General features: G+C 59.4%; 17 protein-coding genes. 8 read left to right on the top strand and 9 right to left on the bottom strand.

Annotation, left to right across the window (positions count from 1 at the left end; translation table 11 throughout):
* Positions 1–24: 24 nt before the first annotated feature.
* The 7 genes from VWZ85_RS05570 to VWZ85_RS05540 all read right to left on the bottom strand — a co-directional run bounded on the left by VWZ85_RS05570 (position 25) and on the right by VWZ85_RS05540 (position 7369).
* Complete coding sequence (locus VWZ85_RS05570) at positions 25–1095, bottom strand: branched-chain amino acid ABC transporter permease (RefSeq protein ID WP_416587346.1); 1071 nt, start codon at positions 1093–1095, stop codon at positions 25–27.
* Positions 1092–2123 (bottom strand): branched-chain amino acid ABC transporter permease, encoded by a 1032-nt coding sequence (locus VWZ85_RS05565; RefSeq protein ID WP_416534541.1) that lies wholly within the window; start codon positions 2121–2123, stop codon positions 1092–1094. Before VWZ85_RS05565 ends, VWZ85_RS05570 begins: the two co-directional genes overlap by 4 nt.
* A gap of 58 nt (positions 2124–2181) precedes the next feature.
* On the bottom strand, positions 2182–2925 hold the full coding sequence (locus tag VWZ85_RS05560) for an ABC transporter ATP-binding protein (RefSeq protein WP_416587345.1): 744 nt from the start codon (positions 2923–2925) through the stop codon (positions 2182–2184).
* Positions 2918–3694 carry an ABC transporter ATP-binding protein gene (locus VWZ85_RS05555; RefSeq protein ID WP_416538290.1) on the bottom strand — a complete coding sequence of 259 codons (777 nt, stop codon included), beginning with the start codon at positions 3692–3694 and terminating at the stop codon, positions 2918–2920. Before VWZ85_RS05555 ends, VWZ85_RS05560 begins: the two co-directional genes overlap by 8 nt.
* 114 nt (positions 3695–3808) lie before the next feature.
* On the bottom strand, positions 3809–4993 hold the full coding sequence (locus tag VWZ85_RS05550; protein ID WP_340546449.1) for a substrate-binding domain-containing protein: 1185 nt from the start codon (positions 4991–4993) through the stop codon (positions 3809–3811).
* Between the two features lie 142 nt (positions 4994–5135).
* On the bottom strand, positions 5136–5906 hold the full coding sequence (locus tag VWZ85_RS05545; RefSeq protein WP_416534539.1) for an HpcH/HpaI aldolase family protein: 771 nt from the start codon (positions 5904–5906) through the stop codon (positions 5136–5138).
* 44 nt (positions 5907–5950) lie between these two features.
* Complete coding sequence (locus VWZ85_RS05540; protein ID WP_416587344.1) at positions 5951–7369, bottom strand: pyridoxal phosphate-dependent decarboxylase family protein; 1419 nt, start codon at positions 7367–7369, stop codon at positions 5951–5953.
* 229 nt (positions 7370–7598) lie between these two features.
* On the opposite strand from VWZ85_RS05540, the gene hpaR reads away from it, so the two are divergent.
* Positions 7599–8033: a homoprotocatechuate degradation operon regulator HpaR gene (gene hpaR, locus VWZ85_RS05535; RefSeq protein ID WP_340546452.1), complete on the top strand. Its 435-nt coding sequence runs from the start codon at positions 7599–7601 to the stop codon at positions 8031–8033.
* Positions 8034–8048: 15 nt separating this feature from the next.
* Here hpaR and VWZ85_RS05530 read toward each other — a convergent pair whose 3' ends face one another.
* Positions 8049–9323, bottom strand: a complete 1275-nt coding sequence (locus tag VWZ85_RS05530; RefSeq protein WP_416587343.1) for a glycerate kinase type-2 family protein — start codon at positions 9321–9323, stop codon at positions 8049–8051.
* The gene (locus VWZ85_RS05525; RefSeq protein ID WP_416587342.1) at positions 9316–10893 is read right to left on the bottom strand and encodes a sulfatase-like hydrolase/transferase; all 1578 of its coding nucleotides are present in this window, start codon (positions 10891–10893) and stop codon (positions 9316–9318) included. The genes VWZ85_RS05530 and VWZ85_RS05525 overlap by 8 nt, the downstream gene beginning before the upstream one ends.
* Before the next feature lie 186 nt (positions 10894–11079).
* Here VWZ85_RS05525 and VWZ85_RS05520 point away from each other — a divergent pair, with 186 nt between their 5' ends.
* The 7 genes from VWZ85_RS05520 (at position 11080) to VWZ85_RS05490 (ending at position 19514) form a co-directional block, all read left to right on the top strand.
* Positions 11080–11907: a DeoR/GlpR family DNA-binding transcription regulator gene (locus VWZ85_RS05520; RefSeq protein WP_416534535.1), complete on the top strand. Its 828-nt coding sequence runs from the start codon at positions 11080–11082 to the stop codon at positions 11905–11907.
* Positions 11908–12017: 110 nt separating this feature from the next.
* Positions 12018–13694, top strand: coding sequence for a Na/Pi cotransporter family protein (locus VWZ85_RS05515; protein ID WP_340546456.1), 1677 nt, complete (start codon positions 12018–12020; stop codon positions 13692–13694).
* A 38-nt stretch (positions 13695–13732) separates the two neighbouring features.
* Positions 13733–14572, top strand: a complete 840-nt coding sequence (locus tag VWZ85_RS05510) for an EamA family transporter (RefSeq protein WP_416540870.1) — start codon at positions 13733–13735, stop codon at positions 14570–14572.
* Between the two features lie 305 nt (positions 14573–14877).
* Complete coding sequence (locus tag VWZ85_RS05505; RefSeq protein WP_340546458.1) at positions 14878–16002, top strand: extracellular solute-binding protein; 1125 nt, start codon at positions 14878–14880, stop codon at positions 16000–16002.
* Positions 16003–16154: 152 nt separating this feature from the next.
* On the top strand, positions 16155–17267 hold the full coding sequence (locus VWZ85_RS05500; protein ID WP_340546459.1) for an ABC transporter ATP-binding protein: 1113 nt from the start codon (positions 16155–16157) through the stop codon (positions 17265–17267).
* Positions 17268–17280: 13 nt separating this feature from the next.
* A complete protein-coding gene (locus tag VWZ85_RS05495; RefSeq protein WP_340546460.1) occupies positions 17281–18201 on the top strand; it encodes an ABC transporter permease in 921 nt (306 codons plus the stop codon).
* Positions 18198–19514 (top strand): ABC transporter permease, encoded by a 1317-nt coding sequence (locus VWZ85_RS05490; protein WP_416555616.1) that lies wholly within the window; start codon positions 18198–18200, stop codon positions 19512–19514. The genes VWZ85_RS05495 and VWZ85_RS05490 overlap by 4 nt, the downstream gene beginning before the upstream one ends.
* Positions 19515–19568: the final 54 nt, after the last annotated feature.

The raw sequence follows: 19568 nt of genomic DNA, 5'->3' as shown, positions 1-19568 counted from the left end.
CCCTGCCGCCTGCCGGTCTCGGCGCTAGCGTTGCCCGCGCAGGCGGCCCACCACGCCGCTAGGGAAGAAGTAGACGCTAAGAATGAAAAGGACACCCAGCCACAATAGCCACCTGTCCGGGCTCAGGAGTTCGGGCAGCAACGGCAACCCTTCGGTCATGCCGGAAAGCACGCCCATCAGGTTTTGCAGGTAATTCTGCGCAAGTACAAAAACGGTCGCGCCAACCGCCGCACCGTAGATCGTGCCCATACCACCGATGACGACCATCAGCAGGATATCAATCATGATGGTCATCGACAGGGTGGTGTCTGGTCCCACGTAACGTAGCCAGATCGCATAGAGAGAGCCGGACAGCGCGGCAATCGCCGCCGAGAGACAGGTGGCCGTGACGCGGTAGTAAACAACGCGGTAGCCGATCGCCTCCGCGCGGAAATCGTTCTCGCGGACGGCCTGCAAAACGCGACCGAACGGTGAATTCACGACGCGCAGCAGGGCCAGAAACAGCAGCGCGCTGCCTGCGAAAATCAGGTAGTAGGTGAGCAGTCGTCCGTTGAGTTTGACGCCGAACAGTTCACCGCCAAACAGCTCCGTGCCAAATTTGAACGCAGGTCCCAACTCGCGCGGGGTCTTGAACGTCAGACCATCTTCGCCGCCGGTCAGACCAGAGAGCTGGCTGACAAGGACGGCAACGGCGGAGGCAACCGCAAGCGTGATCATCGCAAAAAAGATGGCCCGCACCCGCAATGAAAACAGGCCAATCAACAGCGCCAGCCCAGCGGCGAGACCAGCACCGGTGAGAGAGCCGACCAGAAGCGCATCGAATCCGCGCCCCATGTGGGTGGAGGCCAGTGCCACACCATAGGCGCCCATGCCAAAGAACATCGTGTGGGCAAAGCTGACGATGCCGCCGTAGCCCAGCAGCAGATCATAGCTCGCCACCAGCACCACGAATATGCAGATGCGTGCAGCCGTATCCACTGTCCGCACGCCCGGAAACAGGAAGGGTGCGAAGGCAAGGCAAATCAGAATGACAGCCAGCAACAGGGCCAGAATGCGAGAGCGGGGCAGGTCGCCAGACAGAAGGATGTGCATCATTTTGCCTTTACCACCGGGATCATGCCCATCGGGCGCCACATCAGGATTGCGACCATCAGGGCGATATTGGAAACAAGGGCCAGTTTCGGCTCTACGAAGGCGACATAGTTCTGCAACAGCCCGACCAGCAGCGCACCGATGAAGCAGCCTTCAACCGATCCGAGACCGCCGATGATCACCACAATGAAGATCAGGATCATCGCCTGATTGCCCATATGGGCGGTGATAACTTCCTGATAGAGGCCCCACATCACACCTCCCAGGCCCGCAAGGGCTGAACCTGCGATGAACACGCCGACGAAGACGAGGCGCAGGCGATATCCGAGCGCGGCGACCATCTCGCCATTCTGTACGCCTGCGCGCACGATCAACCCGATCTTGGTCCGGCGCAGCACGAAGCGCATGGCAGCAAAGACCGCAAGGCCGACGGCGACGGTAACAAGACGGTACTTCTCGATAGCGGCGTCGCCGAGGGTCAGCGCCCCCTTCAGCGCCTCGGGACGTGTGAAGTAGATTTCTTCCGGCCCCCAAAGGACGATGATCAGCTGTTCGGCAATGATCAGCCCACCCATGGTGACCAGGATCTGGCTCAGATGATTGCCATAGACGGGTTTGACGATCACCCGTTCGAATGCCCAGCCCATGAGGGCGGTCGCCGCCATTGCGGCGAGAACGGCGGCGAGAATGGCCAGCAGGTTCAATGCCAGCGACGGCGCATTGGTCAGCTGGCCCAGTGTCAGCAAAACCGAAATTCCGATGAAGGCTCCAACAGAAACGAAGGCGCCATGGCCGAAGTTGATGACATCCATCAGCCCGAAAACAAGCGTCAGCCCGGAGGCCATGAGGAAGATCATCATTCCCATGGCCAGCCCGGAAACCGTCAGGGTCATCCAGCTTGCAGGGTTCTGCACGGCGATAAAACCGGCGATAGCCAACAGTGGAACCAGCAGCAGCGGTGCGTAGGGGGCCAGTCGGTCGCGGAGCGACGATTGAGCCATCGTTGGCGCGTGTTCGGGGGCAGCGGTCATCTGTTGATCTCCTGCCGGATAAGGCAATGGCGGGGTCTGTCGTGAACATCGGGCATGTTCAATGCGCCTCCATGCTGAGGCCCATCAGCCGCTCCTGCAGAGCGGTGTCGCGTGCCAATTCAGCCATTGCGCCTGACCAGATGACACGGCCGTCGTCCATAACGCTGGCGGTGTCGCCAAGCGCCTTGGCGACTGCAAAATTCTGTTCGACCATCAGGATCGATGCACCCTGATCTTTCAGGTCCTTGATCGCGCGTGCCATGGTGGAGATGATCGCCGGGGCCAGGCCTTTTGTCGGTTCGTCGATCAGGTATAGCTTGCGTTCTTCGATCATGGCGCGGGCAATTGACAGCATCTGTTTTTGCCCGCCGGAGAGATTTCCGGCTTCGGATTTCCAAAAGGTCTTCAGCGGCGGAAAGGCCTGAAAGATCCAGTCGAGCCGCGCCGTATCAATCGGGCCGGAAACCGCGGCGAGGACCATGTTTTCTTCAACAGTCAGATCGGCAAAGATCCCCATATCCTCGGGGACGAAGCCGATGCCCGCGCGTGCAATGCTGGCGGTGGGCGTCTGGGTGATGTCGGCTCCATCGAACAGGATGCGGCCACGATGGGTTCGCCAATGGCCGATAATGCTGCGTAGGGTCGTTGTTTTGCCGACACCGTTGCGCCCCAGCAGCATGGTGACACCGCCGCGCGGAACATCGAGGTCGACCCCCTGAAGAATATGGTACTGGGCGATCTTGGTATGGATCTCCTCAATCCGCAGAAGAGGAGGGGGGGCGGTCCGGTCGAAGTCAGACATGATCCAGGATCCCCTCTAGCCCACGGCCCATATAGGCCTCCTGCACCACGTCGGAGGCCATCACCTCCGTCGGAAGGCCATCGGCAGCCAGCGCGCCATTGTGAAGAACGATAATGCGGTCGGCTAGGGTTCGGATCACATCCATCTTATGCTCGACCAACAAGATGGTGCGGTCGGTCTGGCTTTTCAGATCCGCGATGAGATCGAGCACGACCGGCGCTTCGTCCACGCTCATCCCGGCTGTCGGCTCGTCAAACATATAGACAAGAGGATCGAGCGCGATCAGCAGAGCGACTTCCAGCTTGCGCTGATTGCCATGGGACAGCTCCGAAACCATCTGCTGACGCTCGTCCAGCAGGCGGACCTGGGCGAGAATGCTTTCGGCCTGATCAATCAGATCGGTGTGGCCTGTGACCATCGACCAAAGATTGAAGCCGCGCGCAGCCTTGGCCTGCACTACCAGCCGGACGTTTTCCAGCACAGTAAGGTCGGGAAACAGATTGGTCATCTGGAATGCGCGACCGATGCCTGCTTTGGTGCGGGCTGATACGGACTGCGTGCTGATATCCCGCCCCATCAGCGTGACGCGACCGGCGCTGGCGGGAATCTGTCCTGAAATCAGGTTGAAATAAGTGGTCTTCCCGGCGCCATTGGGGCCGACAATGGCCGTGAGTTCGCCCGGATGAAAGTCACAAGTCACTGCATCGACGGCCACATGCCCGCCAAAGCGTACGGTGAGATCGCTGGTGGACAGTAGAGGGGCGGGCATGGGTGCATCCATCTGAAACGGGGGCGGTGGCCGGGTGATCGCGGCGGGCCGCGCAATCCTGTGCGACGTGCCGGGCCCGGTGGCGGTCGCCCCGGACCCGGTCGCGTTGTGTGATCAGTTGCGGATCGGAATCGGCAGATCGTCGATGCTCAGCTCGCGAACCAGTTCCGGGATCGCCCATTCGACATCGTCGTCGACACGCAGTTTGAAGTGATACATGGATTGCAGCGCCTGATGATCCTCGGCCCGGAATTTCATGGTGCCCTTCGGGGTTTGCCATTCCATGCCTTCCATCGCCGCAATCAACGCCTCGGTGTCGGTGGATCCGGCCTTCTTGATCGCTTCCACGGCGGCGATGCCAGCGGCCATTCCGCCTGCGGTGAAGAAATCGGGCGGGCTGTCGAACCGTTCAAAATGGGTCTTCACCAGCCAATCGTTCACCGGATTGTCAGGCAGTTCGTAGTAGTAATACGTGCCACCTTCCATACCTGCGAAATCCTTGAACCCTTTCAGGGCGGCGAGGATGTTTCCAACGCCGGCAAATTCGATCCCGAAACGACCGGGATCCATTGCGTTGATCTTGGCCCATGGATTGCCACCACCGGCCCAGATGATGAAAAGCTTCTTCTCGCCCTCGAGATCTTTCATCGCGTTGAAAATGCGTTCGCCCGCAGCGGTAAAGTCGGTGGTGTCGGTTGGGGCGAATTCCTCATGGACTATTTGGTGGCCCTGAGCGGCTAGGGCTTCGCGGAAGGCTGCGATACCGTCGCGGCCAAAGGCATAGTCCTGTGCCAGCGTCGCGATATGCACATTTTCACCGGCCAGGGCGATGGCGCTGGCCACCGCATCCTGCGAGGAATTGCGTGAGGTGCGGAAAATGTAACGGTTCCAATTCGCGCCCGTGATGGAATCGGCAACCGCCGGCTCCACGATCAGCAGTTTTTCGTATTCTTCGGCAACCGGCAGCATCGCCAGCGCAACGCCGGAGCTGACCGGCCCGATGGCCAAATCCACCTCGTCGTCGCCGTAGGCTTCTTCCAGAAGTGCCTTGCCATTCTCAGGCTTGAGCTGGGTGTCCTTTTCGATCACGACGATCTTTTCGCCGTTGATTTCCATAGTGCCGCCGGTGGCATATTCCAGACCCAGCATCAGCCCGTCATGGGATTGTTTCGCATAGGCCTCGAACGGGCCAGTCTTGCCGTAGACATGGGCGATTTTGATATCTGCAAAGGCGGCGGTGGCCAGCGCAGAGGTCAGCGTCAGTGCGGAGACCATCCCCGCAGCAAATGTGCGTTTCATCCTGTAGCTCCCTCGTGGCGCGCCAAGATGTTTGGCGCGGTCTCGCTCCTGTGGTGGCAGGCTAGCGGCGGGGTGTCAAACCGGTCAATTGCGCGGAAATACGTATTTTTTGGTCTCATTTTGTGAACGTGGCGTTCGGCGTCTATTTCGCAGACCATTCAGTGGCGAGGGCGCGGGCGTTATTGGCCAAGACCATCACGTCAATCCCAACTGCAAGGAACTGCGCGCCCATATCCAGATAGGCCTGTGTCGCCTCGGGGGCAGTGCCCAGAATGCCAGGCGCCCTTCCGGCAGCCTTGATCCGGGTCATGGCATCGGCGATCACTGCTCTGACCTCCGGGTGGGCGGAGTTGCCCTGATGTCCCATGTCAGTGGACAGGTCGGCAGGTCCTATAAAAATCCCGTCGACACCTTCGACCTCCAGAATGTCGTCGAGATTTTCGATGCCTTTACGGTTTTCGACCTGCAACAGGAGGCAGATTTCCTGATCGGCGGTTCGAGTATAGTCGCTGACAGAGCCGAACATCGACGCCCGCGCCGCAGTTGCGCCCACGCCACGGGTGCCGGTGGGCGGATAGTGGCAGGCTCGGACCAGCTCTCTGGCCTGTTCGGCAGTTTCGACGATAGGTATCAGGACCGTTTGCGCACCGGCGTCTAGAACCTGTTTGATAATCCATGTCTCTCCAACCGGAACGCGCACGACGGGATGACTCTTGGAGGCAGCCAGAGCCATCAGCTGATCACGAATGGACCGGATGTCGTTTGGCGCATGTTCACCGTCGATCACCAGCCAATCGAAGCCACAGGTTCCCATTACTTCGGCTACGGCACCCTCACCAAAGCTCATCCAGCACCCAATCTGGCGATCGCCCCGCGATAGAGCCTGTTTGAAGGTGTTTGTGGTGGCGGGCATTGGCAAATCTCCTGTTTGGGTCGGGTGGCGCGGGTTTGTTCTGGTCACCGGGCTTTCAGGGCGCGCGCAATCTCGGTAATAACCTCATGGGCCAGCATAACATCAGCTTCGGTTGTCTCAAACTGGCCAGCCTGGAACCGGATAACCAGCGCGCCGTCGACGCGGGTCTGGGTCAGATAGATACGACCATCGTCATTGATCGCGTTCACCAGTTGTAGATTGAGCTCATCCAGATCTTTAGCGCCCTGCGGGGCATAGCGGAACGACCAAAGCGACCACATTGGTGGTGTCACAATCTCGAAATCAGGCTCTAACTTGAGCTTATCGTGCAGCTGGTTGGACCAGATGATGTGGTTGCGCAGGCGCTGGCGCAGACCCTCCAGCCCGTAGGTGCGGATCAGGAACCAGATTTTCAGGGCCCGGAACCGGCGGCCCAGCGGAACCGACCATTCGGAATAGTTGATGATGCCGTCATGGCCGTGGGTCTTGAGGTATTCCGGACTGATGGCGAGGGTTTGCACCAGATCGTCCGGGTTCCTCACAAAATGGGCGGAGCAGTCGAACTGCACGCCCAGCCATTTGTGCGGGTTGAAGACGATGCTGTCGGCGCGTTCGACGCCGGGCCAGTAGTGGCGGTATTCCGGGCAGATCATGGCGGAGCCGGCCCAAGCGGCGTCCACATGGGTGTAAAGGCCGTATTTTTCGGCGACGTTCAGCACCTGATCCACCGGATCGGTGGCGCCAACGCCGGTGCCGCCCACGCAGAGAATGACGCCCGCTGGCTGGTGACCCGCGGCGAGGTCGGATTGGATCGCCGCCTCCAGCGCGTCCGGGTCCATCCCGCGCCAGTCGCCCTTGATGGGGATGCGGATCAGGTTCTGCTGGCCGATGCCTGCGACCCAGATGGCGCGGTCGATGGAGGTGTGGACTTCAGATGAACAGTAAATCCGGAGTGGCTTTTGGGCGAACAGGCCCTGCTGGTTGCCCTGCCATTTCAGCGCCTTTTCCCGCATGGTCAGCACGGCGGCGAGGGTGGCGGAGGAGGCCGAGTCCTGAATGACGCCCTGGAACTGGTCCGGCAGGTCCAGCGCCTGGCGCAGCCAGTCCATCATCCGCGTTTCCATCTCAGTTGCCGCCGGCGAGGTCTGCCACAGCATGCATTGCGGAGCGATGGCGGAGGCGAGGAACTCCGCCAGCACCGAGGGCGCGGCGGCGTTGGAGGTGAAATAGGCAAAGAAGCGCGGGTGCTGCCAATGAGTGATGCCGGGCATCACGATGTCTTCGAAATCGCGGAAGATCACCTCCATCCCCTCGCCATCCTCGGGCGGGGTTTGGGGCAGGGCGCTCAGCACCTCGCCGGGAGCCGTCTGCGCTCGCACCGGGCGGTCGCCGACGGTCAGGTGATAGTCCTGTGCCCAGTCCGCAACCTTGCGGCCCCAGTGAGAAAAATCATTCCAGTTCATCGTGTCGTCCTTGGGCTTAGTATCCGGCTACCTTAGATGAGCATATAATTAACATGTGCATTAATACCTGTCCACATGCTCGATCGTATCCGATGTCAGAGATCCGCTCAGCGTCATTCCGCCAATACAGGTATAGACCCGGTCGATTTGGATTGCCCAGCAGCGTAAGTGCTAGTCACACCGGGTACTGAGGATTTGCCTTTGCGCCCCTAGACAGCGATAATCTGGCATGACCAAGCAGTTACCAAGCACAGACCGATCCTTGCCCATTGCCCTGCTGCGCGCGCGTGAGCGCGTGATGGGCCCTATTCGCGCGTTGCTGAGCGACGCGGGGCTGACCGAACAGCAATGGCGCGTGTTGCGGGTCGTTCAGGAAACAGGTGACATTGATCCGACGCAGATTTCCGAGCGCGCGTGCCTGCTGCTTCCAAGCTTGACCCGCATCCTGCAGAAGCTGGAGGATAAGGGGCTGATCCAACGGGCAAAGGATCAGATGGATCGCCGCCGCCAGATTGTCAGTATTACCGAAGCGGGCGAACAGGTGATTGACGACAACTTGCAGGCCAGTCTCGCCGTGATCGAACGGACCCGCGCGCAGATGGGGAATGAGCGTTACGAGGCGCTTCTGGATCTGCTGAACGAACTGCACCAGCTGGAAGAGTAGCCGCAACAGGTGTCCCTAACGGGCGGGCAAAAGCATGATCTGAATATCCGCCACATTGGTGCCGGTTCCGCCGGTTACAAACAGATCATCCGCAAATCTGAGCGCCCGGTTGCTGTCGTTGTTCCTGAGCAAGGCCATCGGGTCGCCCCCCTTGTCCAGAATGCGCTGCCACGTGCCCCCATCGACAATGCCTCCTGCCGCATCCGTCGGACCGTCCCGCCCATCGGTGCCCGCTGACAGGAAAGCCCAGCTTCCGCTCAGCGTTTGGCGGCCTAAGCGCGCCACATGGAGCGCCAGTTCCTGATTGCGTCCACCGCGGCCAGTTCCGGTCAGGTTTACCGTTGTTTCCCCGCCGAAGATCAGCGCGACCGGGTGGTTTGAAACCCGTGCCTGGGCTGCGGAGATAATCCGTGCCGCGGCGGCCTCCACATCTCCGGTCAGGGCATCATCAACGATATCGGCAGACCAGCCCTTGCGTGCGGCCAGTTCCTTCATGGCGATCAGGCTGTGACGGTTGGACCCGATCAGATGTGCAATGACGGACCCTGTATCAAGGAGGGTTTGTGCAGGGTCATCCTGTGCTGACAAATGGGCATGAACAGCGCCCGGAAGCGAGGCCCAAAGGTCATGCGCTACAAGACAGTCGCGCGCCATGGTGCGCGATCCCAGCGGTGCCACCGTCGGACCCGAGGCTATCGCGCGCAGATCATCACCGATCACATCCGACAGAATATAGCTGCAGACCGGTGCGGGGTAGGCGGAGCGCAGGAGGCCACCTCCCTTCAGCTCAGAGAGTTGCTGACGGATCAGATTCATCTGCATGATGTCCAGTCCGGCTCCCAAAAGGAGATCGGTGACTGCGGTTTTATGGGCAAGTGTAAGCCCTGCAGCCGGCGCCACGGCGAGGGCAGAACCACCACCGGAAATCAGCGCCACCACACTGTCATTGGCAGTCAGGTCGCCGACGGCCTGACGCAGGACGGCGCCAGCCGCGAGGCTCATGTCATTGGGCACCGGATGGTCACCGGCCAGGACACTGGCTCCGGGGATCTCGGCAAGGTTCTCCGGGTTGGTGACGGCGACCGCCCTGTCGGATGGCGGGAGCATCCGCATGGCCTGTCGCATCATGGGAACGGCGGCCTTCCCCAGTGCGATAAGGATCAGGCGTCCGCCGGGGCGCGGCAGGGGTGGGGGATGCTGTCGCAAGCTTTCCGCCAAGGCCATGGCAGGGTCGGCTCGGGCGATGGCGGCGGCAAACAGATCGCCGAGGGTGCTTCGCAGGTCAGCCATGCTGGACACCGGGGGTATTCGTTGGCCTGTGGCGGGCCTGCCTGCGCGGCCCATGCGGCGTAATGGTGTCGAGAGACAGGGTGTGGTCCATGTTGCGCATCCGGTGCCGCAGCATTTGGCGGGTGAGACGGGCCAGATCGCCCTGGTGCTCGGGGTGTTCCGCGACATTGACCCTTTCGCCCTCGGCGGTGTGGTCAAACAGCAGTGGCGGCAGGTCAGCGGCAAATTCAACCAATGTAAACCGCGCGTCCCGTAGAATAGCGAGGCAGGAATTGCTAGCATCGGTTCCCAGATGGTGTTGCCAGATACTGGGGCGTTCTGGCTCGCCAAAGTCCAGTTCCGAATAGCTGTAGCTGCGCCAGTCGTCTGGTGTTTCCCCGGAAACCAGTGGGAGCAAAGACCGCCCATCCATTGAGTTGGGGACCGCCTGACCGACCCAGTCGAGAATAGTCGGGGCCAGGTCGATCGACTCCGTGATGTCTTGCACGACCGCTCCGGCGCGTATGGCGTTGCCCGGTTGGCGAATGATCAACGGGGTATGATAGGCGGCATCATAGACAGAGAATTTGCCCCAGCTGTGCCGGTCACCCAGCATTTCCCCATGATCGGCGCTGAGCACGACAAGTGTATTCTCCAATTGGTCGCTGTCCTGCAGATATTGCATGACCCGGCCAATATGAGCGTCGACCTCGCTGGCGAGGCCTAGGTAGATCGCCCGCAGGGTCTGGATTACCGGGTCGCTGGGGTCCAGATCCGGAAAACCCTCGACAAAGGAGGCGGGAGACGCAGCGCGGGTGGTCGGGTCGAAAAACGGATGGACCGCGCGTTCGTCCTCTACAGTGTCGAGGCGCTGCGGCAGCGGCAGGCTGGCGGGATCGTACATCCGGTTGTAAGGCGCAGGCGCGACCAGCGGCGGATGCGGGCGGATATAGGTGAGATGTGCGAACCAGTTCTGATCGCGGTAGCCAGGCATTGTCGCCAGAAACCGATCGGTGAGAAAGGCGGTATCGCTATCCTCGGCCCGGTACACAGCGGGGTCGTTCAGTCTAGGAGCGCCCCCGGTTGGCGATACCGGTTTGTAGATGTCCCAGTAGCGATCGAAGGTATAGCCCTTGTTCAGCAGATGCGCGCGCCATGGATGCGACATCTCCATCCGCATTTCCAGCATCTCGTGGAAACCGGCCATCGGGTATTCGTAGGTCTGCATCGCCGGGTCGCCGGGGTGGTAGATGCGCGGGTCATGCGAGGTGTCGGTATAGCCAAACAGCATCGGCAGATAACCCGCCTTGCGCATCTCAGACGCGAGGTTTGGTGTGTCATGCCGGAGCGGTGTCCCGTTGCGAACGGATCGGTGGTTCATCGCATACTGGCCAGTCAGGATCGAGGCCCGCGACGGTCCGCAGGGATTCACGACCGTATAGTTCCTCTGGAAAGTAACGGCATCCGCCATCAAGGCGCGCAGGTTTGGCAGCGCTACGTGCTCGGCCAGGGCTCCAAACAGGCAATCCGCCCGCATCTGATCGATCAGGATAAACAGGACATTCCTGCGCTGGTCTGAAGCTTGGCTCATGTGGAATTTCCTTGCCGCAATTGCGGCCAGATAAGCCTGAAATCACGAGTATGGCAAAGGGTTTCCCTGCCATCACATTATTGAACTTGACCGTTTGTGTGGAATTTTGTGTTTTTATGTTTGATTTTTTCGGCATCCCTGTGGTTCACTCTCCAGCGAAATCTCACTCCTTACCAAGGCTGCCTATTGCCCGAAGACCAGAAAATCTCGCACCGCGAACTGGAGCTGCTGGAGGCCTTGCGTCGGCTGGGCGGATCGGCACGCAGCGGCGAGCTGGCCAAGGTTCTGAAGGTGTCGGAGGAAACCGTGCGTCGGACCATCAAGGCGCTTGCGAAACAGGGACTAGTGCAGCGAGTGCACGGAGGCGCCTACCTAGCGGGACCAGATGCGGCGGATAGTTTCTTCCGACGGATCTCGAAATATACGGCGGAAAAGCAAAGCATCGCTGCCAGGGCACTGGACCACGTTACCGACGGGATGGCGGTTTTTCTCGATGTCGGCTCCACCACCGCTTTTGTCGCCAAGGCGCTGCGTAGCCGCGCCGGTCTGACGGTGGTCACGAATTCCATTGGTGTGGCGCAGACGCTGGCCAATCATAACGGCAACAGGGTGCATTTCCTCGGCGGCGAAATACAGAGCAACGAACGCGGTACATTTGGACATGTCGCTGAACAGCAGGTCCAGGAGTTCGCGCTGGATGTGGCGGTGTTGTCGGCAGATGCGTTTTCTGCCAAACACGGCGCGCTTTACCAAAGTGCGACAGAAGCACAGCTGGCAGCTGTGGTGGCGCAGGTTGCCGAATGGACCATGCTGGTGGTCGCGCACCCGAAATTCGAAGGCACTGCGCCGCATCGCGGTCCGCAACCGGAACTGCTGGATCTGTTGCTGACCGATATCATGCCTGCCCGCAAATACCGCCGTGCATTGGAACTCTGGGAGATTGACCTTGAACTGGCGCCTGGTTCGAACACCCCCGAAACAGAAGGGGGCGAGAGCAAGATCAGGAAGGGATAACCTGATTGGCGGAAGCGCCCGGAGGGCTGCGCAGCTGGGGTTTCCCATCGCGCCAAGAAAAGAGCGGTAACGTCACGACGCTGCCCAACAAAAGGACAAGACATAACTCTATGGCCATATTGAGCTTTCTGACCAGCCTTGCCGGTGCCGTCATGTTGCTGCTGTTTGCGGTACGGATGGTGCGGACCGGTATTGAACGCAGCTACGGCGCGACGTTCCAGCGGCTATTGACCGGGCAGCGCAGCCTTGTGCAGGCCAGCTTCGTGGGGATTGGCATGGCCATCGTCCTGCAAAGCTCTGCCGCGGTTGCCCTGCTGACCTCGGGATTTGCGGCAAGCGGTTTGCTGTCCTTTGCCTCTGGTCTGGCGATTGTTCTGGGTGGCGACCTTGGATCGGCGCTTATCATTCAGCTCTTGTCGTTCCAGCTCGACTGGCTGGTGCCCGTGCTGCTGGCTGTCGGTGGCTATCTTTTCGTCAAGGTCGAGGCGAAGAAGGCCCGGCAAATGGGGCGCATTCTGATGGGGATCGCCTTTATTCTGATTTCGCTGCGGTTCCTGCGCGAGGCTATGGACCCCATCCGGGAGAGCGCGTTCCTACCGGCAATCGCGGAATATCTCGCCCGGGATTACATCACGGCGTTTCTCGTGGGCGCTGCGCTGGCGTTTGTCATGCACTCTTCGGTGGCGGCCATCCTCATGTGCGTCACCCTCGTTCAGATCGATGCGATCCCTTTCGCGGCCGGGTTGTCCCTGGTCCTGGGGGCCAATTTCGGCTCGGCCTTCATTCCGGTCTGGCTGAGCCGAGGGATGCCTGCGCCAGGGCGGCGTGTGCCGCTTGCGAATTTGGGACTGCGTGGAACCTGGGCAGTGATCTGCGTCTTTGGCGCCAATATCGCTTTGCGGGCGGGTGTTCTGGGCGCACCTGAGGGCGGCCAGATGCTGGTCTATGCGCATCTTCTGTTCAACACATCGCTGTTGATCCTGGCGCTGCCGTTCTGCGGAATGCTGCATGGTGTCATGACCAGCCTGATACCAAACCCGACCCCTCTGCAGGGCAACACGCACGGGCTGCCGGTGAGCGTATTGAACACAGATGATTACCGGCAACCCAATCAGGCGATCAGCAGCCTGAAACGCGAACTGCTGCGGATGTCGGATCTGGTCGGTGCGATGTTCCGACCAATTCCCGATCTTTATCAGCACGGCGACCGTGCCCAGATCAAGGCGGTGCAGGCTCTGGATCGGGAAGTGAACAGCTGCCTGTCGGGTATCCGAAGCTACGTGGCTGGCATGCCAAGCGAAGGGTTCGGCAAAGAAAATGCCAAGGTTGCCCGAGATCTGGTTGAATATGCCATCCGGCTGGAGACGGCCGGCGACGTGGTGGATGAACGGCTCGCCGTCCTAGCTGCGTCCATGCACAAGAAGGGGGTGCGGTTCTCAAAAGAAGGCTGGGCAGAAATCACCCGTATGCACGAGGTGATCGTCGCCAATATGCAGCTTGCATCGAATGTGCTGATCTCGGACGATCTGGAAAGCGCACGCTTGCTGAGCCTTGAGAAAACCGAGGTCAAGCGGATGGAACGTGACAGCCGTAAGCGCCACCTGCGCCGATTGCAGCGCGGCGCCGCGGAAAGTTTCGAGAGCTCGGATATCCATCTCGAGACATTGCGCGCGCTGCGGGAATTCAACAGCCATATCGCCGCCATCGCCTATCCGATCCTGTACCGCAACGGGCAGCTGCTGGAGACCCGTTTGATCCAGGATATGCCTGCGGACGAAATGGACTGATGTGTGTTCTGGAAGCTCGCTAGCTGTGAAAGCCTGATATGACGCCATTTGTGATTGCCATCATTCTGTCGGCCGCGTTGCTGCACGCGATCTGGAATGCCATTGTAAAGACGGCGATCGACAGGACCACGACGCTGGGTCTGGTGGCTTTGGGGCACGTCATCCCCGGGGCGGTCATGGTGGCCACGCTACCTTTGCCGGATGTGGCAAGCCTGCCCTACATCGGCGTGTCGACGGTGGTGCATTTTGGGTATTTCTACATGCTCGGTCGCGCGTATCATCACGGCGACCTGAGCGTCGTCTATCCCATTGCACGCGGCATTGTCCCAGCGTTGGTTTCGCTCTGGGCGATGATCTTTGTCGGGGAAATCCTGCCGGTGCAGGCCTGGGTGGGAATCGCGCTCATTGCTGGGGGGATTCAGCTCAGCAGTTGGAAGGCGCTGCGATCAGGGGTCGGGCAGAGCGCTTTGTGGTACGCGCTGGGCACCGGTTTTTTCATCTCACTATATTCGCTGGTTGACGGCATTGGCGTGCGTCTGTCTGGCAACACGGTCAGCTACTGGGCTTGGGGCGCGTTTCTCCATGTCTTTGTCGCGGCGTTTGTTCTTCTGCGGAAACGTGCAACACTGCCCGATGTGCCTGTCGGGGTCTGGGCTTTGGGGATCGCCGGCGGTCTGGTATCTATGTGCGCCTACGGGTTGGTTCTCTTTGCCAAGAACTTTGCGCCGCTGGGGGCTGTATCTGCCCTGCGGGAAACGTCGGTTATCTTTGCCGCGCTGATCGGGTTTCTTATCCTGAAAGAGGGCAACTGGAAACGGCGTCTTGGGGCGGCCGTGCTCATGGCGGCGGGGGTCGCGCTCATCGGCACGGCGGTTTGAGGGTTTCGGCGATTTTGTGAACACTTCCACAGTGTTGCATCGTTGACGTGAGAGGCGCCAAAGGCGCAGACTGACTGCGGTGGAACCATGTGGGAGTCGGCGTCTTCGCTGACAAACGCGCATAAGTTTCGTTCCGAATGTCTAGGGACGGAACTGAAACTGGCACCATAAATACGCCTGTAGGGCCTCTTCTGGCCTTATCGAATTCTGAATCTGTCACTGTAGCAATCGGAGTGTGTTTCGCAGAGTTCCACTACCAAAAAAGAAAAACAAAAGACCAACAGATCCATAGGGAGAAAAAGAATATGACTGCAAAGTCCAATGTAACCCGCCGCTCGATTCTGAAGAGCGCTGGTGCGGCAGCCCTGGCAGCGCCGCTCTATTCCAAGAGCGCACTGGCCTCCTCCGGCGAGATCAACATTCTGATGTGGTCCGACTATCTACCACCTGAGTTCATCGCCGGGTTCGAGGGTAAGACCGGGATCAAGGTGAACTACACAGGTATCGGGTCGAACGAAGAAATCATCAACAAGATGAAAGCCACGAAGGGGCAAGGCTTCGACATCGTTTCGCCAACCAACAACCGCTCCTTGCAATGGGGGCCACTGGAGCTGCTGAAGCCGTTTGATCTCAATAAGGTAAATGTTGACGCGGTGAACCCGGCGATGGCGAAGATTGGTACAGATGCCTGGAACTTTGGCGACAATGGCGCCCATTGGCTGCCGCATATCTGGGGCACTGAGGGAATTGCCTACCGGACTGACAAGTGGCTGCCATCCGGCGATGCGCCGTCTTACGGCGATGTCTGGAGTGAAGAGAACGCAGGCAAGACCATGGGCCGTGCCCATTCCATGATGCTGGGTGCGGGGCTCTACATGGAGGCCGCCGGCGAAATGGAACCTGGCTCGATCTGGGCGGCGTATGAAGATGAAGACACCATGCGCAAGGTCTGGGGCCAGGTCACCGACTGGTGTGTGGCGCGCAAAAACCGGATCAAGCTGATCTGGAACGATGCGGATACCCAGAAAAACGGCCTGCTGAACGAAGGTGTCGTTGTCGGGCAGACCTGGGATGGACCGCCGCTTGCGCTGAAATCCGCAGGTGAGCCTGTTCATTATCAGGCACCGGTCGAGGGGGCGATGGCCTGGGTTGACGGCATGTCGATGCCAGTCGGCGCCCAGAACGAAGAGCAGGTCTATGCCTTTATCGACTATGCTTACCAGCAGGAACCTGCGGGCAAGGCAATCGACAGCCATGGGTACAATTCGCCCGTGCTGAAAGCGGATGATTACTCCGGCGATGTCTATAAGAAGAACTTTGCCGAAGCCTATCCCGGCAACAGCCTTGCCAATCTCAACCCATGGCCGGCTGAAGCCCCCTGGTACGCAGACGTACGGACCGAATTCGTCAACAAGTTCAAGAGCGCCTGATCACCTGATCGGGCAAGTACATCTGGCTCCCGTTTCGGCGGGGGCCAGCCACACGCCTGAGGGCGTAAATTCAACATATCATCAACCGGATGCTATCTGCATCGGCCGGGGGTTCGCCTCCGAACGGACGGTTGCACCGAGGGAGAGGCCACATGAGTGCTGGGGTAGGCGTAGATCTTGAAAACCTCTGGATCCGCTTTGGAGATTTCGTCGCCGTGCGCGACGCAAATGTCAAAATCAACGGAGGCGATTTCTTTTCGTTCCTGGGCCCGTCTGGCTGTGGCAAGACGACAATCTTGCGCGCGGTTTCCGGTTTCCTGGAGCCAAGCGAAGGGAACGTCTTGATTGGCGGCAACAACATGCGCGGGATTGGCCCGAACAAGCGCCCGACCGCGCTGATCTTTCAGAACCTTGCGCTGTTCCCGCTGATGAAGGTTTGGGAAAACATCACCTTCTCCATGGAGATCAACGGCGCGTCGGCGAAGGATCGGCGCAAGCGCGCGGATGAGCTTCTGGATATGATTGCACTGCCGGGGCAGGGGGACAAACTGCCGTCGGAACTGTCTGGCGGTCAGCGTCAGCGGGTTGCCATCGCGCGCGCGCTCTGCGCTGAGCCGGATGTGCTCCTACTGGATGAACCGCTGTCGGCACTTGATCTGAAGCTGCGTCAGCACATGCGGACCGAACTGCGCGAAATTCAGCAGCGGGTCGGCATTACGTTTATCTATATCACCCACGATCAGGGCGAGGCGCTGACCATGTCCGACAATATCGCCGTCATGCGCGCCGGCGTGATCGACCAGATCGGCAACGGCAAGGCGGTCTATAACGATCCTGCAACGGCCTTTGCCGCATCCTTTGTCGGGGAGAACAACGTGTTCCGCGGCAAGGTGAAGCGGGTAATGGGGAATGAAGCGCTCATAGCGACGAACCGGTCCGGTAATCTGGTCGCGCGGATTTCTTCTGCCAATCAGGGGAAGATGAAAGAGGGTGATGATGCGATGATGTTCATTCGCCCCGAAGCTTTTGCCCTGGCGCCGCAAGGGGCCACCGGTGATCATTTTGTGACCGCCAAGGTCAACCACGAGGAATTTGAAGGCAATGCCTTCAACATCTTCATGGAGGGAGACGGCGGTAAGGAGCTGAAGGTTTCCATCCCGAACCTTGGTCAGTCGTTCGACGATCACACAGGTCAAAACATCACCCTGGAATACGAGACGAAGAATGCCGTCGTCGTGCCCGCGGGTGAGCTGGCCGCAGAATAAGGAGGGCCAGATCATGCCAAGATTCCTAAGGGAATTCTTTAATCGCAACGGCTACGGACTGGGTTCGTTGATGCTTGGTCTCGTCCTGTTTTGGACTATCGGCCTCATCATTCTGCCGCAGCTGTCGATGCTCGACTTTTCATTCCGACCGAACCTGCCTCCACCAGAGATCGGCGGGCCGAAGGACGTCTATACGCTGGAGAACTACAAATATCTGGTCTTTGGCCCCGAGGGCGGTAGCCAAGACTACAATGCAGTTGATTTGCGGGTATTCTTCCGCACGCTCGTCGCTGCGGTCTGTGTCACGGTGTTCAACCTGATCCTTTGCTATCCGATCGCCTATTATCTCGCGCAGACCAAGGGCAATCACATCCGTATTTTTGCCCTGATGCTGATCATCCCCTATTGGATCAATGAAATCCTGCGGGCCTTTGCCCTGCGCATCATTTTCGGGGAAAGCGGTGTTCTGAACACGGCCCTCGTCGGGATGGGGGTTTTCGATACGCCGTTTGATTTCATTCGCAATGATATCGCGCTCTATGCAGGGCTTGGCTATGCCTACATCCTGTTGATGATCTTTCCGATCTATAACGTGATTGAAAGCCTGGATCGCAACCAGATCGAGGCCGCTCGAGACATGGGGGCCAGCTGGGCCAAGATCCACCAACGTGTTGTAATCCCCTATGCCAAACCAGGTATCAGCTCGGGGTGCACCATGGTGTTCATGCTCTCGGCGGGCGCTCTGGCGGCGCCGCAGATCCTGGGTGGCCCCTCGTCCTTGTGGTTCACGCAGTTGATCTACCAGCAGTTCAATGACAACTCCGACTGGCCGCAGGGTGCTGCCTATGCGGTGGTACTGCTTGTGACCTGTATCCTGTTGGTTCTGGCCGTCATGCGCCTGTTCAAGGTGAATATGGGAGATATCGGCAAATGAAGAATTTCTCCTTTCTGCGCCTGAGCGTCTGGTTCTATCTGGCGATATTCTTCGCCTATCTTCTGGGGCCGCTGGTGATCATGTCGGTCACCGCCTTCAACTCGCCGGGCTTTCCGCAAGCCACGCCATGGGAGTGCCTGACATTCGAATGGTTCTCTGCCCTGTTCCAGGACGAGCGCATTCTGAATGGCATCTGGAATTCTATTCTGGTGGGCGCGGGCACGGTGGTGTTGTCGGTGGCAATGGGTCTGGCGGGCGCTTTGATGCTAACGCAGATCTGGCCGAAGCTCCGGGCGACCTATTACACCGTCATCATCGCACCGATCCTGATACCGGGCGTGGTGATCGGTATTTCGACTCTGGTGTTCTGGGATCGTATCAACCGTATGGTTGGTCTGGGGGCGGATAGTTTCCTGTCCAATGGGCTGTTCTTGACCATCATCGGCCAATCCACCTTCATCGCCAGCTATTGTATGCTGGTGCTGGTGGCGCGTCTGCAGCGTTACGACATCGCGCTGACTGAGGCGGCGCTTGATCTGGGGGCGACCCATGCGCAGGCGTTCCGCAAGGTTCTGTTGCCATTCATGAAACCGGCAATTGCGTCGGCGGCGGTTCTTGCCTTCCTTGCTAGTTTTGAGAACTACAACACCACTACTTTCACCTTCGGCGAATACCCGACCCTGACAATCGAACTGGCACAAAAGGTGCGCTACGGTATCACTCCGGCGATCTCTGCTCTGGCATTTATCATCGTTGTGCTAACGGTTTTTGCGGCGCTGTTTAACGAGGCAACAATCCGTCGGCGTGAGTTGGTCGCGGCGGCCCGCAAGGACGCGACGGTGGAAGAGCTGGAAAGTGGCCGGCTGCGGCTGCCGGGGTTCCTCAGTTCGAACTGGGCGGCTCTTGGGCTGGTTGGGGTTGCCTGCTTCACCATTGTGATTGTCGGCACGGCGACTGTTTACAGCCCAGCTCAATGTATCGCCGAAGTGAAGGAGCAGAAACGGCTGGAAACCGAGCTGCGTATTCAGCAATTGCGTCAGCGCCGTGCCGAAGACGCTGCTCGCCGAGCAGCTGAAGAAGCCGAAAACGGGAGCTCTGATGCCGGAGACCCAACATCTGAGCCATCTGGCAGCGGTGGTAATAGCTCTGGGTTTGGCGGGGTATTTGACCCCAATGCTCTGGGTGGCGGAGACAGCGCTGCCCCTGAAGGCGAAGACGAAAGCTCGGCACCGGCAAGCGGCGGAAACTCCGCCTTCGGTGGCGCGTTCGATCCCAATGCGCTCTCGGGTGAAAGCACGTCTGACGGCAACTGAGCAACTCTGCGTGTAAAACGACAAAGCCCTGCCCAAGGTTCTCTCTTGGGCAGG

The sequence above is a fragment of the Phaeobacter sp. JH20_29 genome, from assembly GCF_048056175.1.
Taxonomy (GTDB): domain Bacteria; phylum Pseudomonadota; class Alphaproteobacteria; order Rhodobacterales; family Rhodobacteraceae; genus Phaeobacter; species Phaeobacter bryozoorum.
This window is presented reverse-complemented; position numbering and strand designations above follow the sequence as displayed.